Origin of the sequence: uncultured Ruminococcus sp. (assembly GCF_934476685.1) — a bacterium.
In the GTDB taxonomy this organism is placed as follows: domain Bacteria; phylum Bacillota; class Clostridia; order Oscillospirales; family Ruminococcaceae; genus Hominimerdicola.
This window is the reverse complement of the sequence record NZ_CAKSNX010000006.1, coordinates 1-15,068: the sequence shown is the minus strand read 5'-3', so window position 1 is coordinate 15,068 and position 15,068 is coordinate 1. Positions and strand designations below refer to the sequence as shown.

Annotated in this window: 10 protein-coding genes, 1 tRNA gene and 1 CRISPR repeat array; all 11 genes read left to right on the top strand. The window is 43.1% G+C overall.

Features of this window, described 5'->3' with window-relative positions; translation table 11 throughout:
* Positions 1 to 383 precede the first annotated feature (383 nt).
* Positions 384 to 1,778 carry a C40 family peptidase gene (locus Q0E19_RS07485; RefSeq protein ID WP_294408689.1) on the top strand — a complete coding sequence of 465 codons (1,395 nt, stop codon included), beginning with the start codon at positions 384 to 386 and terminating at the stop codon, positions 1,776 to 1,778.
* A gap of 168 nt (positions 1,779 to 1,946) precedes the next feature.
* Positions 1,947 to 2,023 (top strand) — tRNA-Arg (locus tag Q0E19_RS07480).
* Between the two features lie 914 nt (positions 2,024 to 2,937).
* On the top strand, positions 2,938 to 3,345 hold the full coding sequence (locus Q0E19_RS07475; protein ID WP_294408552.1) for a PH domain-containing protein: 408 nt from the start codon (positions 2,938 to 2,940) through the stop codon (positions 3,343 to 3,345).
* A gap of 65 nt (positions 3,346 to 3,410) precedes the next feature.
* Positions 3,411 to 4,466: an FkbM family methyltransferase gene (locus Q0E19_RS07470; protein WP_294408551.1), complete on the top strand. Its 1,056-nt coding sequence runs from the start codon at positions 3,411 to 3,413 to the stop codon at positions 4,464 to 4,466.
* Positions 4,467 to 4,755: 289 nt separating this feature from the next.
* A complete protein-coding gene (gene cas3, locus Q0E19_RS07465) occupies positions 4,756 to 7,254 on the top strand; it encodes a CRISPR-associated helicase Cas3' (RefSeq protein WP_294408550.1) in 2,499 nt (832 codons plus the stop codon).
* A gap of 15 nt (positions 7,255 to 7,269) precedes the next feature.
* On the top strand, positions 7,270 to 8,049 hold the full coding sequence (cas5c, locus tag Q0E19_RS07460; RefSeq protein ID WP_294408549.1) for a type I-C CRISPR-associated protein Cas5c: 780 nt from the start codon (positions 7,270 to 7,272) through the stop codon (positions 8,047 to 8,049).
* Between the two features lies 1 nt (position 8,050).
* Positions 8,051 to 9,901 (top strand): type I-C CRISPR-associated protein Cas8c/Csd1, encoded by a 1,851-nt coding sequence (gene cas8c / locus Q0E19_RS07455; protein ID WP_294408547.1) that lies wholly within the window; start codon positions 8,051 to 8,053, stop codon positions 9,899 to 9,901.
* A gap of 2 nt (positions 9,902 to 9,903) precedes the next feature.
* On the top strand, positions 9,904 to 10,761 hold the full coding sequence (cas7c, locus tag Q0E19_RS07450; RefSeq protein WP_294408546.1) for a type I-C CRISPR-associated protein Cas7/Csd2: 858 nt from the start codon (positions 9,904 to 9,906) through the stop codon (positions 10,759 to 10,761).
* Positions 10,761 to 11,423, top strand: coding sequence for a CRISPR-associated protein Cas4 (gene cas4, locus Q0E19_RS07445; RefSeq protein WP_294408544.1), 663 nt, complete (start codon positions 10,761 to 10,763; stop codon positions 11,421 to 11,423). Before cas7c ends, cas4 begins: the two co-directional genes overlap by 1 nt.
* A 25-nt stretch (positions 11,424 to 11,448) precedes the next feature.
* Entirely contained in the window at positions 11,449 to 12,480 is a 1,032-nt protein-coding gene (gene cas1c, locus Q0E19_RS07440; protein WP_294408688.1) for a type I-C CRISPR-associated endonuclease Cas1c, read from the top strand.
* Positions 12,481 to 12,489: 9 nt separating this feature from the next.
* Positions 12,490 to 12,780, top strand: coding sequence for a CRISPR-associated endonuclease Cas2 (gene cas2 / locus Q0E19_RS07435; RefSeq protein WP_294408542.1), 291 nt, complete (start codon positions 12,490 to 12,492; stop codon positions 12,778 to 12,780).
* A gap of 157 nt (positions 12,781 to 12,937) precedes the next feature.
* A CRISPR array of direct repeats spans positions 12,938 to 15,026; the repeat unit is 32 nt; unit sequence GTCACTCCCTTCGTGGGAGTGTTGATTGAAAT.
* Between the last annotated feature and the right edge of the window lie 42 nt (positions 15,027 to 15,068).

The following is a 15,068-nucleotide window of genomic DNA, read 5'->3' as shown; positions in this document are numbered from 1 at the left end:
GCCCCTACGCAAACGTTGAGAAAAAACCTGCATAAGACCTCATCAACCCCTAAAAGAGCCAATACAAGCCCTCATCAAAGTATGTTTCAGTAAAAGTAATATCTTGGTTTCTTCCGAGCGCAAAATGAGAAAACCTGACAGCAGACAGTGAGCTTGCCGAGCGTCCCGAACGCCCCCGTCTGGGAAGACTCTTCCGAGCACGAAATGAGAAGTCCGCACAGCAGACAGCGAGTTTATCGAGCGTAGCGTAATGGCCCGTCCGGCCTTAGGACCGGTTGACAAGGGGAGGGGAGTGTGGTATAATTGAGATGATTACAAAAGAGTTACAAACCTTGAATATAGGGCGTGAAAATCGGGAGGATTTTATGCGTAAATTGTACGGGATGAAAAAAATATGCGCCGCTTGTGTTGCCTTTTTGATGGCACTTGCCGTTTTTGGTGCTTCTGAAAATGATGCCGCACTCAGGACTTCCGCCGATGACGCTAAGGAGCAGTACGAAAGTCAGCTGGAAGAGCTGAAAAAACAGCAGAATGAGATAGATGCACAGATCGCTCAGGCTCAAAGCAAAATCGACGACGAGAATAATAATCTTGAGGCAATAAACGATAAGTATAAGGCGCTTAAAAAGAAAATAAAAAATATAGAGGAACAGACCGCCGAACTGGAAGATCAGATGGTGGATATAGATGCAAAGCTGCGTGATTCACGTTACAGCCTTGATAAGCAGAACGAGGAGATCGAGGCGGCGAAAGCGGATTTTATGGAGCGTGTCCGTGCTATGTATGTGGCGGGCGGCTCTGCTTCATATGAAAACATATTGGTAAATTCTTCTGATTTCTATGATATTCTTATGCGGACGGAGCTTGTTAAGCGTGTGGCAAAGCATGACAGCGATGCACTCGATAATCTTATGGAGCAAAAACGTCAGCTGGAAAAAACACAGAAAGAGGTCGAGGAGCAGTCTGAGCAGCTTAAAACAAAGGCGCAGGACTATGCCGAAAAGCAGAGCGAGCTTGCGGACGAGCAGGCTGAACTGCTGAAAATGAAAGAGGAATCGGGCGGAAAAATAGTTGACCTTGAGGCGGAACGTGATAAGCTTCAGTCACAGTCACAGAGCATTGCAGAGGACTATGACATGATATCTAGCCTTGCGGAAACTACCACCACAAAGGAAACCTCCAAAACCACCACAAAGAAAAATTCGGATAATGACGGCAAGACTACCACAAAGAAAACTGAAAAGCAGACCACCACTACCAAAAAAGCAGATAATAATGACGGTACAACAACTACCAAAAAGCAGACTGCCACAGAAGCACCCGAAACTACTCAGAAACCGCAGACCACAACAACTTCACCTTCTGACAACGGAGGGGATAATAACGGCGGCGACAGCAGCAGACAGGATAAAATAAATGCTGTAATAGCATATGCAAAGAGCAATGTCGGGGGAGCGTATGTGTGGGGCGGCTCGGCTTTCCGTGCCTGCGATTGTTCGGGACTTATTATGATAAGCTTTGCAAAGGCAGGAATTTCTCTTCCGCACTATGCAGCTTCACAGGCAAGCTACGGCACAACTGTTTCATACAGCAATCTTCAGCCGGGAGATGTTGTTTTCTTTGGCGGCTCGTCATATTCAAGCATATACCACGTTGCACTTTACATAGGTGACGGCAGGATAGTTCACGCAGAAAATTCATACACAGGCATAGTTATCTCAAACCTTGCGTCATTCTCAATATATAACAATATCACAACCATAAAGCGTTTGCTGTAATTATGGTATGCTTCCAATTATTCACAGCACAGGCGGCAGTAAAGGTATTAAGCATTAAAATTCCATATGCCGCTTGTGTAAATGTGAATAAAATGTAAAAAGTGATATGCGAGCAAGAAAAAGCTTGACAATATTGCATAGTAATGATATAATATTATAGTTGAATGTGCGCCAGTAGCTCAGCTGGATAGAGTGACTGGCTACGAACCAGTAGGTCGGGGGTTCGAGTCCCTCCTGGCGCACCAACGTATTTACGCACTTTGCAAGTTCGCAGGGTGCGTTTTTTTGTTGCTTAAAATGGGTGCTTATTTAAGTTTTGTCAATGCAAGACCGTATTAAGGTTTAGTTTAACATGAGCAGGCAATTAAATATAAAAAAATAAGCCTTTGTTAAATTATGTATGTGCTAGAATTGCAAAAAAAGAGAAGATAAGACCTCATTAAAGTCGGCGGTGGTAGAAGCGGGCGACCACAGGTCGCCCCTACGGAAACATTGAGAGAAAATCCACATTAGACCTCATCAAACCCTGTTTCAGTAAAAGTCATATCTCAGTTTCTTCCGAGAACAAAATGAGAAGACCCGACAGTAGACAGCGAGCTTGCGAGTGTCACGAACGACCCCGACCGGTGAGGTCGCAAGGGGCAAGCCCTTGCGGGGGAGTTTGTGCGGTAGGCAAGTAAGTGGCAGCCCTCTATCGCAGGGCGTGCCCCTCTTTGAAAACAGTCCGCTGGACTATTTTCAAATTCACCCTATGCGGAGCTCCTCCGTGGGGGAGTTTCGCTCCTGCGGGAGCGACAAAGGGGCGCTGCCCCCTTTGAGCCCCTGAAAGCCCTTTTGGAAAAGGGCTTTAGCCTAAAACTTGCTTTGTGCGTTTGAGGGTTTGTGATTGCTTTTTCTTTATTTGGTGTTTATGGTTTGTGTGCAGGATTTGAAAAGTGAGATAAGACCTCATCAAATTGAAAAGAGCCGATACAAGACCTTAGCATAGTCGGTTTTAGTAAAAGTCATATATTGGTTTCTTCCGAGCGCATAGTAACAGACCCGACAGCAGACAGCGAGTTTACGAGTGTCCCGAACGACCCGTCTGGGAAGACCATTGACAAGGGGAGGGGAGTGTGGTATAGTTATAGAAGTATTATAAGTGTGTGGGGGTCGCATTATGAAAAAAGATATGTTTGATTATATCTGGACGGATAAGAAAAGAACGCTGTTCGGTCTGCCGCTTTCGTTTACAAGATATTTTCTTACCGAAACAAAATTTATTACCAGAAAAGGCTTTCTCAATGTTGAGGAGGACGAACTGGAACTTTATCGTGTGACAGATAAAAAGCTTGTCCTGCCGCTGGGTCAGAGGATATTTAAGTGCGGCACAATAATTATGAACGTCCGTGATGTCGATACTCCTGTTAAAGAGGTCAAGTCGGTCAAAGCTCCGAGAGAGGTGCTTGCTAAGCTTGATGAGTATATAAATATCAACCGTGATAGGTACCGCACCCGTGGAAGAGATATGATCGGCGGAGATCTCTATATGCACGACGCTGACCTTATGGACGGAGATGAATTCTGATAAAATATAATAACTGGGACGAGTGCGAAAAGTTTTTCCGCTCACTTGAATCCTGCCCCGACAGAGTGCTGAACAGCAAAAAACCTGTCTATATATATGGTATGGGCAACGGCGCAGAGAAGATAATCCGCTGGTGTGAGTACTATAATATAAAAGTTTCGGGTGTCTTTGCAAGTGATGAGTTCGTCCGTGGACAAAGCTTTTGCGGATATACAGTTAAAACTCTCGGCGAGGCGGAGCAGGAGTGCGGAAGTGACGCAGATAACGCAGATCTCTTAGTCCTCCTTGCGTTCGGAACAAGCCTGCCGGACGTAATGGAGCATATCGAAAATATCGGGAAAAAGCATGAGCTTTATGCCCCTGATGTTCCCGTTATAGGGGAAAAGCATTTCGATAAGCAGGATTTTATTAGCGATATCGGCAGAGCGAAAAAAGCCTATGAACTGCTTTCCGATGATGAATCAAGGAAAACCTTTGTGTACCTTAACGCATATAAAATAACAGGCAAGCTTGATTATTTAAGGAGCATTTTTACAAATGAACAGCCGCCCCTGCACCTTGACGATAAGGAAATATACTGCGACCTCGGTGCGTATAACGGCGATACTATAAGAGAATTTGTGAAAAGAACAAACTGCCGCTACCGCAGGATATATGCCCTTGAACCGGAAAAACGCAACTTTCAGAAATGCCTGCGCAGTGTTGTGGATATGAAACTGGATAATGTCGAGATTTATAATGCCGCCGCTTGGTCGGAGGACGGAGAGCAGATCTTTGACGGCGGTTCGGGCAGACAGGCAAAGATAACAGACAGATCAGTAAAAAACAATACGAAAAAAGCTGCCGTCCGCAGTCTTGATGACCTGCTGGGCGGAAGAGAATGTACATATATCAAGTATGATGTTGAGGGTGCGGATATACCTGCGCTGAATGGTTCAAAGAATACTATTAAAAAGTTTTCGCCGAAAATATGCTGTGCGCTCTATCACCGCTGTTACGATCATGTGGATATACCGCTGTATATAAATAGTATAAAAAGCGGCTATAAATTCTATATGCGTCAGTCGCCGTATTACCCCGCTTGGGAAACAAATATCTATGCGGTAAATGCTGACAATTAAATTTAATATGTGCTTTACAGACTTTACAGGAGAGATCACATCTGATCTTTCCTGTTTTTTTGTGAAAAAGTCTTAACTGTCCAAAAAAAGTTACCACAAATGATTTTATATGTGCTATAATGTAGAAAATAAACAAAGATAAGTCAGAAAAAACAGCTTTTGTCTAATCTTTCGACGTTTGTTAATAAAAACTTACAAAGGCAATGAAATTATTGACAAAATATGAAAAGATGTGTATAATTACAATAAGACAAAAGAAATAAACAGATTTTTTGTTGAGGTGTAACAAATGGACGGTAAAAATTATCAGGGAAAAACAGGCGAAAATAATGATGAACTGAAAGAACAGTTCTTTGCGCACATTAGAAACGATAACGGCAGGGAATGTGTTCAGACAGTAGAAGAGCATTGCAGGAAAACGGCTGAATACTGCCGTGAGAATTTAGCTCCGCTGGGACTTGGGGAGCTTGGATATTTTATCGGTCTTGTTCACGATATGGGAAAATATTCGGATAAGTTTCAAAAGTATCTGAGAAGTTCCGCCAACGGCGAGAACGTCCGCCGAGGTTCTGTAAATCACACCTTTGCAGGAGTTATATATATCCTTGAAAATTTTAATAAAAATTTTAATAATGGCGATATCATAGCAAAAATAACCGCCGAGCTTGCGGCATTTGCTGTGGGAAGTCATCACGGTATGTTCGACAGCTATGATCCTGATAAAAACAGCGGCTTTGACCACAGACTTGAATGTTCAAGGCAGGATATAGAGTACAGACTAGCCGCAGAAAGATTTCATAAGTGCTGTGCGGCAGAGAAAAAGCTTGAAGAGTATTTTCAAGCTGCCAGAAAAAAACTGAAAGTCTTTGAAGATAAGATGATTCGTATGTGCAAAGACAAAGCATTCTGCAACTTGGAAGAAAAGGGAGATATACAAACTTCGTATGATTTTATGCTTGGTATGCTTGCGAGAATACTGCTCTCCGCACTTATTGATGCGGACAGACGTGATACGGCAGAATTTATGAGCGGCTCATCTCACAGCAAGTTCAAAGCGGACAAGGCTTTGTGGCAGGGACAGCTTGACTACCTGGAAAAAAAGCTGGGAGAATTTAAAGCTGACAGCGTTATAAACTGCGTGAGAAAGGATATCTCCGATGAGGCGGCTCGGTTTGCCGCAAATCATTCGGGCGGAGGGGTTTACCGCCTTAACGTCCCCACAGGCGCAGGAAAAACCCTTACAGCGCTGAGGTATGCTTATACAGCGGCGGTGAATGAGAAAGATAATGTAAGCAGGATATTCTGCGTAATGCCGCTGCTTTCGGTGCTTGACCAGAATGCAAAGGTCATAAGGGATAATTCTTTTGACAAGGATATCGTGACGGAACATCACAGCAATGTCATTAAAGAAAATCTTGACGCTGATGAGCTTGACAGATATGAGCTTATATGTGAAAACTGGAACAACGGGATGATCATAACAACACTTGTTCAGCTGCTGAACACGCTCTTTTCGGGAAAGACAAGCTGCATAAGGCGAATGAACGCCCTTGCAGGTTCGGTCATAATCATAGACGAGGTGCAGTCTGTTCCGTTTAAAATGCTGTATATGTTCAACCTTGCGGTGGACTTTTTAGCATATTTCTGCGGCTGTAAAGTTGTCCTTTGCTCTGCAACACAGCCTTGCTTTGAAAAGGTCGGCTACTGTATCGCTCAGCAGGAGGACAGCAATATAATAAAGCCATGCAGCCGCATAACAGATACTTTCAGACGTACCCGGATAAAGGATATGGCAAAAAAGTATATCAGTCTTGACGGACTGACAGACCTGTCTTTGGAGATAATGGAAGATAGCAGAAATCTTCTTGTCATATGCAATACGAAAAGGTCTGCGCTGAGTTTGTTCAAGGAGCTTAAACTCAGATGTTCGGAGGATATAAAGCTGTACTGTCTGACAGCGGCTATGTGTATGAAACACAGGGAGGACGTGCTGGAGAAAATAAACCGCTGTCTGAAAAGCGGTGAGAAAATGATATGCGTTTCCACTCAGCTTGTGGAAGCAGGAGTAGATTTCTCCTTTGAGAGCCTTATCCGTTTGCAGGCAGGACTTGATAATCTTGCCCAGTCGGCAGGAAGATGCAACAGAAGCTTTGATTACGGGCATATATGCAGCGTATATCTTGTGAGAGCAGATGAGAATTTTGAAAAGCTTGATAAGCTTGAAGAAATAAAGAACGCACGTCATGCAGCAGGCAGTTTGCTTGATCGCTTCCGCAATGACAGTTCAAGGTATGACGATGATATACTGAGCGGCAAGTCCGTGGCGGAGTATTATCAACTGCTGTTCAAGAACATAATAGATAAGAAGTATTACAGATATCAGATAGTTAAACCGTTTTATAATAATAATATTTTTGATATGCTCAGCAGTAATCAGAAATGGTCGCCGCAGAATAAATACATTTTAAATCAGGCTTTTGCCGAGGCAGGAAAGCAGTTTACTGTCTTTGATGATAATACATACGATCTTATCGTACCCTATGACGAAACGGCGAAGAAGATAATCGCAGATATGAATTCACAAAAGGCGGAATTTGACATCGGATTTATGGCTAAGCTTGTGAGTATGGCGAAACCATATACCGTATCGGTATTTTCAAATGTTTTTGAAGAGCTGACACACAGCGGAATGATAAAATCATATAATGACGGTCATATATTCACGCTTGACGCAAGCTGTTACGATGAAATGACAGGTATCGCCTTGCAGCGTGATGAGATATATTGAAGGGAGGAAAATGTAATGCATGAAAATGCAGTAGAGTTTGAAGTATGGGGTGAATATGCCTTGTTCTCCGACCCGATAACAAGGATAGGCGGAGAGAAATTCACCATGCAGATACCAACATATGAAGCCATAAAAGGAGTGCTGAAAAGCATTTATTGGAAACCGACTTTTATATGGGTGATAGACAAGGTTAGAGTAATGAATCCCATACAGACGGAAACAAAGGGAATACGTCCGATAAAATACAATACAGGCGGCAATGACCTTTCCTACTATACCTATTTAAAAGATGTGCGGTACAAGGTTCGGGCGCATTTAATATGGAATGAGAACAGACCTGAACTAGAAAAGGACAGGAATGAAAACAAGCACCACAATATCGCACAGCGAATGATAGAAAGGGGAGGTACTCGTGATATCTTTCTCGGCACAAGAGAGTGTCAGGCATATGCCGCTCCCACAGTGTTTGATGAAGGGGAGGGTGCATACGATAATGTACCTCAGATAGACTACGGAATAATGTATCACGGCATAACCTATGCCGATGAAGCTTATTCGGAAGAAACCAAAGGCAGAATGACAGTAAGGCTTAAACATACAGTAATGAAAAACGGAGTGATATCTTATTCAGACCCCGATGAAATAAAGCGTGGTCTGGGGGATATGAAAGCACAGCTTAACCACGTTTACGGCAGCTGTATCCAAAGACCTCTGCACGAAATGAGCATAAAGCCTTTCGGCACAGAGCATGAGAATTTCAAGAGCGTTGAAGAAACGGAAAAGGAGGTGGAGTAATATGTCATGGATAAGCACACTTTGTGAAACCTACGACAACAACGTCGGCTTAGACAACGGAGATAAAGCAATGCCTGTTATCTCGCATATGAATGCAAAGGCTCAGATCGAGATGATAATAGACAGCGAGGGTAATTTTCTTGAAGCTGAAACAGTCGATAAGGATAACTGTACGACGCTTATCCCGGTAACGCAAGAATCGGGAGGAAGAGCGTCGGGCATTGCTCCACACCCCCTCAGCGATACTCTTTCATATATTGCAGGGGATTATTCAGAATATATCCGAGATGAAAAAGAGATAAAGAAGCAGAATGACAAATTTAATGCGTATATCGAGGGTTTGAAAAACTGGTCTGAGTCAGAATATTCACACCCGAAAGTAAAGGCGATATATGCATATCTCAGCAAAGGACAGGTAATATCCGACCTTGTAAAGGCTGGCGTCGTTCAGCTTGATGATAATGGGATACTTTCGGATAAGAAGATAGCAGGAAACTCATACGAAAAAGCTTTGGTAAGATTCAGAGTGCGCAGTATGGAAGATACACAAGAGGCTTGCTGGAAGGATAAATCATTGTATAAGGCATTTATAGATTATTATTTTTCCGTCAATGACGGCAGACGTGATAAATGCTATGTGAGCGGAAAAGAGCAGACCGTATGCGTAAACCACCCGAAAGGAATAGTTGCGTCAAACTATGGTGCAAAGCTTATCTCTGCAAATGATAAAGCAAATTTTACTTTCAGAGGACGTTTTTTGGATTCGGACGAAGCCTGCACAGTAAGCTATGAGGCAACTCAGAAGGCGCATAACGCTTTATCATGGCTTGCTAAAAATCAGGGATATACAGTAGGTATGCAGACTAAGCGTACATATATATGCTGGTGTCCGGGAGGAAAAAAGACTATAAACCTTGTTGATCCAAGGTGGGGTCAGAAAGAGATAGACGGCGGTACTCATGAGGAGTATAAAAACGAGGTCAGAAACCTTTTTAATGGTCAGAAAGCAAAGTTTTCCGAAACTGATGTGAATATAATCATTGCACTAGATGCGGCTACGACAGGACGGCTTTCCATAACCTATTATAATGAGCTTAAAGCTTCCGACTTTATGGACAGAATGGAACGCTGGGCAGAAAGCTGCTGCTGGTACTTTACTGCAAAGCTTTCGGACGGAAGTTACGGAGACAGGGTAAAAACACCCGATACGATAAGGATAATAAAGTACGCTTTCGGAGATGAAAGAGGAGATTTTATTGATCTGAATGACAAGATACTTAAAGAGCAGGTACAGAGAATAGTTCACTGCATAGCAGACTGTCAGCCTGTTCCGAGAGATATCGTAAGGGCGCTTTTCATAAGAGCCTCAAATCCTCAGAGGTATAAAAACCGCAGTAATTACAGAAATGTGCTGTCAACAGCCTGCGCCGTTGCAGCTAAATATTACAATGATTTAAAAAAGGATGTGAAATTTGAAATGAAACTTGACGAAAACAAAACAGACAGAAGTTACCTTTTCGGCAGGCTTTTAGCCATAGCAGAGGTGGTCGAGTACAGAACGTACAATAATTCTGACAAGAGCGCAAGAGTGACAAATGCAACACAGTTACAGCCTGCGTTCGTAAATCACCCATTACATACATGGAGTCTGCTGGAGGACAAGCTTGTGCCGTATTTCAAACAGACTGCCCCAGCCTCGGTGGCATATTACAAATCGCTTATCGGAAAGATACTTTCAATGTTTGAAACAGATGATGTTACGGCTCTTAACAGACCGCTCAGCGAGAGTTATCTGCTTGGATATTATCTTCAGAGAAAAGAAATGTTTACAAAAACTAAGGAGGAAAATTAATTATGGGAACACTTGCTAACAAAATCGACTTTATGGTACTTTGCACAGTAAACAACGCTAATCCGAACGGAGATCCTATCGATGGAAACAGACCGAGAACAACATACAGCGGTCATGGCGAGATATCAGACGTATGCATAAAGAGGAAAATAAGAAACAGACTTCAGGATATGGGCGAAAGCATTTTTGTTCAGTCGGCAGAAAAAACAGACGATGAGTTCAAGAGCCTCAGCGACAGAGCGTCGGGTACTATAACATCATATTCTTCCACAGATGATTATGCTGAACAGGCTTGCGCAAAGTGGATAGATGTAAGAAGCTTCGGACAGGTATTTGCATACAAGTCCAAAAAGGAAAAGGGAGCTGGCGTTTCTGTAGGCGTAAGAGGACCTGTTACTTTACATCAGGCTTTGAGCGTTTCACCTGTTGACGTATCCACAATGCAGATAACAAAGAGCGTGAACTCCGAAACTACTTCCGACGGCGGAAAGTCCTCCGACACAATGGGAAGCAAGCATATGGTAGCATTCGGGCTGTATGTTATAAAGGGTTCAATCAATGTTCAGCTGGCTGAAAAGACAAAATTCTCCGAAGAGGACGCAGAGAAGATAAAGGAGTGCCTGAGAACGCTTTTCGTAAACGATTGTTCAGCGGCAAGACCTGACGGAAGTATGGAGGTTTGCAGAGTTTACTGGTGGAAGCATAACAATAAGATAGGTCAGTATTCCTCCGCAAAGGTACACAATACAATAAAGATCACACCAAAGGACGGCGTTGATGTTCCTGCAAGCTTCGACGACTACGATATCTGCGAAACAGACCTTGAAGGTCTTAAGCCTGAGATAATCGAAGGCATATAATGGAATATCGTGAGGAAGACTTCCTTATGCTGTCGGGTATACAGCATTTCTGCTTTTGTCAGCGGCAATGGGCGCTAATACATATAGATATGCTGTGGGAAGAAAACCTGCGGACGGCTGAGGGAGAGATAATGCACGATAAATGCCATGACAGTATGTCCTCCGAAAGCAGGGGAGATATACTGATATCACGAGGACTGCCTGTATTTTCAAGAGCTATGGGCGTAAGCGGAGAATGTGACGTGGTAGAATTTATCCGAGATGATAACGGTATATCCCTCAGCGGAAGAGAGGGAAGATACAAGGTGTATCCTGTGGAGTACAAGCACGGCAGTCCGAAAGAGCATAATGCGGACGTTTTCCAGCTGTGCGCACAGGCAATGTGCCTTGAAGAAATGCTGGTCTGTGAAATATCAGAAGGTGCGTTGTTTTACGGCGAAACAAAACGGCGGACAAAGGTGCAGTTTACCGACGCTATGCGAACAGAAGTCCGTGAGATGTTTGAGCTTATGCACCACTATATGAAAAATTCGTATATACCAAAGGTAAAGCCGACCAAAAGCTGCAATGCCTGTTCGCTGAAAGACCTCTGTCTGCCTAAACTCGGCAGGGCAGGAGATCCGCAGAAGTACATACTGAAAAATCTTGAGGAACAGCCGTAATAAAAGAGAAAGGTAAGTGATACATTTGAAAAAGCTGCTTAATACACTTTATGTTACAAATGAACAGGCATATCTTTCTCTTGACGGAGAGAACGTTGTGGTATCCGAAAACGGCAAGGTGCTGGGGCGAGTGCCGATACATACGATCGACGGCATAATGCTGTTCGGTTATGTCGGCGCAAGTCCTGCACTAATGGGAAAATGTTCGGAGCTTAACAAACAGCTGGTCTTTCTCAAACCAAGCGGAAAATTTCTTGCGAAAATAACCGGCAAAGCATACGGAAATATTCTTCTGCGCAGACAGCAGTACAGGCTTTGCGACAGGGAAGATGAGAAGATATCTTTTGCGGCAAATATAATATGTGCAAAAATACATAACTCAAATTCCGTAATTCAGCGAGCCTTGCGTGACCACCCTATGCGTATAGACGAGCAGCGTTTTATGAACAGTTCTGAAATGCTTAAAACAGCGTCAATGCAGGCTTTTGAATGTACAAATGCAGACAGTCTGAGAGGTATAGAGGGGGAGGCTGCGAACATCTATTTTTCATTGTTCGACGATCTTATACTTCAGCAGAAAGAAGATTTTTATTACCGCTCACGTTCAAGGCGGCCGCCTATGGATAACGTAAATGCGCTGCTTTCCTTTGTTTACAGCCTTATGACCTCAATGTGCGTAAGCGCTCTGGAAAGTGTGGGACTTGACCCCTACTGCGGAGTTTATCATACCGAACGTCCGGGAAGATGTTCACTTGCTCTTGATATGGTAGAGGAGTTCAGAGCGTGTGTATGCGACAGATTTGTGCTGACTCTCATAAACAGGAAGATATTGACCTATAAAGACTTTCACGAACAGGAAAATCACGGAGTTCTGCTCAATGACAGCGGCAGAAAAAAGCTGCTGTCAGCATGGCAGACTAAAAAGCGTGAAACGCTGACGCACCCATTCCTTAATGAAAAAGTCGAGATAGGAATGCTGCCATATGTTCAGGCAATGCTGCTGGCAAGAACCATAAGGGGAGATATGGAAAGTTACCCTCCCTATATGTGGAAGTAGGTGTAAAAAATGCTTGTGCTTATAACATATGATGTGAATACAGAAACAGCGGCAGGGAAGAAACGGCTGAGAAAAGCCGCAAAAATATGTGTAGATTACGGACAGCGTGTGCAGAATTCGGTGTTTGAATGCAGCCTTGATCCAGTGCAGCTGTGTGTGGTGAGAGATAAGCTGCTGAAAGTAATAAACACGTCAACAGACAGTCTGCGGATATATAATCTGGGCAGCAGCTATAAATCAAAGATAGAGCATTACGGCGCAAAGGAAACATACCTTCCCGAAGACGATATGATATTCTGAGCGAACCCCAAGTACTCATAAAATGAGTGCGTTGTGAACATAAAAACAAGTGCTTTATCAGCCAGGAAGTGCAGACAAATAAAGAAAAGAACAATAAAAAAATCCAATATTTATGCAAAATGAATATTGGTTGCGGAATATTTTTGTATATTTCGCAGTCACTCCCTTCGTGGGAGTGTTGATTGAAATTGCAACGTTTTGTCTATAATCGTTCGTTCCTGCGTCACTCCCTTCGTGGGAGTGTTGATTGAAATATAATGAGAAGTCGGACAATAAGGACTATGACAAGTCACTCCCTTCGTGGGAGTGTTGATTGAAATAACGGAAAAAGGCAATAATTTCAAGCTGTCACGCAGTCACTCCCTTCGTGGGAGTGTTGATTGAAATGGTTTATCGGGTTGTTATAAACGTCTAGCTTGCCGTCACTCCCTTCGTGGGAGTGTTGATTGAAATTGTAACAACAGTTATTGCTCTTGTCTGTGATGCAAGTCACTCCCTTCGTGGGAGTGTTGATTGAAATTCTTTATCCATCAGTAATGCACAGCAAAAGTGGTAAGTCACTCCCTTCGTGGGAGTGTTGATTGAAATCCCTGCTTGGACTACAATCATTACCGCTAAGTAGGTCACTCCCTTCGTGGGAGTGTTGATTGAAATTTATCAATTTTCGCTTGATTATCCTAAGACATTTGTCACTCCCTTCGTGGGAGTGTTGATTGAAATTTTTTAAATGTAAATTACGTTATCCTGATTGTAAAGTCACTCCCTTCGTGGGAGTGTTGATTGAAATAACCCAAATGTCAGAAGTTGTTAAGCACTCGTTAGTCACTCCCTTCGTGGGAGTGTTGATTGAAATAATGCTATTGTGTATCTCAACTTTTTCTGATTTCGTCACTCCCTTCGTGGGAGTGTTGATTGAAATTGCGCCTTTGCCGTCAGAACAACGAACCATTATAGTCACTCCCTTCGTGGGAGTGTTGATTGAAATATTATCAACACTCCAATTTACGGTCTGCGGTGCGTCACTCCCTTCGTGGGAGTGTTGATTGAAATGCCTGTAAGGTTTTCGCCGTCCTGTGCTACATTGGTCACTCCCTTCGTGGGAGTGTTGATTGAAATCGTTGTACTTTTTTACAAATTCCTCAAATGTCAGTCACTCCCTTCGTGGGAGTGTTGATTGAAATATACGTCCGTTGCAAGGGGTAAAGGCGAACAATCGTCACTCCCTTCGTGGGAGTGTTGATTGAAATACTTTTACAATCTGCTTTGTATTTACAAAACACAGTCACTCCCTTCGTGGGAGTGTTGATTGAAATACGTTTGTTCCACAGCCTTGATTATTTTATAATGGTCACTCCCTTCGTGGGAGTGTTGATTGAAATACAACGGGACAACCGCAGATGTTAATTCGCTTTATCGTCACTCCCTTCGTGGGAGTGTTGATTGAAATATAAATTTGAACCTCTGCACCATTACAATTTGCTGAGTCACTCCCTTCGTGGGAGTGTTGATTGAAATACACGTCAGTTGCAAGAGGTAAAGGTGAACAATCAGTCACTCCCTTCGTGGGAGTGTTGATTGAAATATTTTTGCTTGTAAAAAAAGTTTCCAACGTCCAAGGTCACTCCCTTCGTGGGAGTGTTGATTGAAATAAAATAACTCGTATTTCCTGTACCTGTCGCTATGCGTCACTCCCTTCGTGGGAGTGTTGATTGAAATATAAAAGGCTTGCATAATTTCTTCTTCTTGTTCTGGTCACTCCCTTCGTGGGAGTGTTGATTGAAATTGAATTGCACGAAGCACTTTGTTAAAAACAATGGTCACTCCCTTCGTGGGAGTGTTGATTGAAATACCATAGCATTGAACAAACCTTTAATTATTTTGTGTCACTCCCTTCGTGGGAGTGTTGATTGAAATGTGGGATATAGGAAAATTTATACGACAAAAAACCTGTCACTCCCTTCGTGGGAGTGTTGATTGAAATGGTACTGGTAAGACAAGCACCCTTGTACAGATAGGTCACTCCCTTCGTGGGAGTGTTGATTGAAATAAAAAAATATGCGGAAGATTTAAAGTCTTCCGCATGTCACTCCCTTCGTGGGAGTGTTGATTGAAATTCCATACCAATATAGTACCACATATTGCACAAAGTCACTCCCTTCGTGGGAGTGTTGATTGAAATTTACGTGTCCAACCTACGATTTTTGTGTTACTGTTGTCACTCCCTTCGTGGGAGTGTTGATTGAAATGTATTATATCCAGAGTCTGCGCCTGTAGATTGGTTGTCACTC

Excerpts from the sequence above, each read along its gene's own strand:
- Q0E19_RS07485 (WP_294408689.1), top strand. The coding sequence starts at position 384 with ATGAAAAAAATATGCGCCGCTTGTGTTGCCTTTTTGATGGCACTTGCC.
- Q0E19_RS07475 (WP_294408552.1), top strand. The coding sequence starts at position 2,938 with ATGAAAAAAGATATGTTTGATTATATCTGGACGGATAAGAAAAGAACG.
- cas3 (WP_294408550.1), top strand. The coding sequence starts at position 4,756 with ATGGACGGTAAAAATTATCAGGGAAAAACAGGCGAAAATAATGATGAA.
- cas5c (WP_294408549.1), top strand. The coding sequence starts at position 7,270 with ATGCATGAAAATGCAGTAGAGTTTGAAGTATGGGGTGAATATGCCTTG.
- cas8c (WP_294408547.1), top strand. The coding sequence starts at position 8,051 with ATGTCATGGATAAGCACACTTTGTGAAACCTACGACAACAACGTCGGC.
- cas7c (WP_294408546.1), top strand. The coding sequence starts at position 9,904 with ATGGGAACACTTGCTAACAAAATCGACTTTATGGTACTTTGCACAGTA.
- cas4 (WP_294408544.1), top strand. The coding sequence starts at position 10,761 with ATGGAATATCGTGAGGAAGACTTCCTTATGCTGTCGGGTATACAGCAT.
- cas2 (WP_294408542.1), top strand. The coding sequence starts at position 12,490 with ATGCTTGTGCTTATAACATATGATGTGAATACAGAAACAGCGGCAGGG.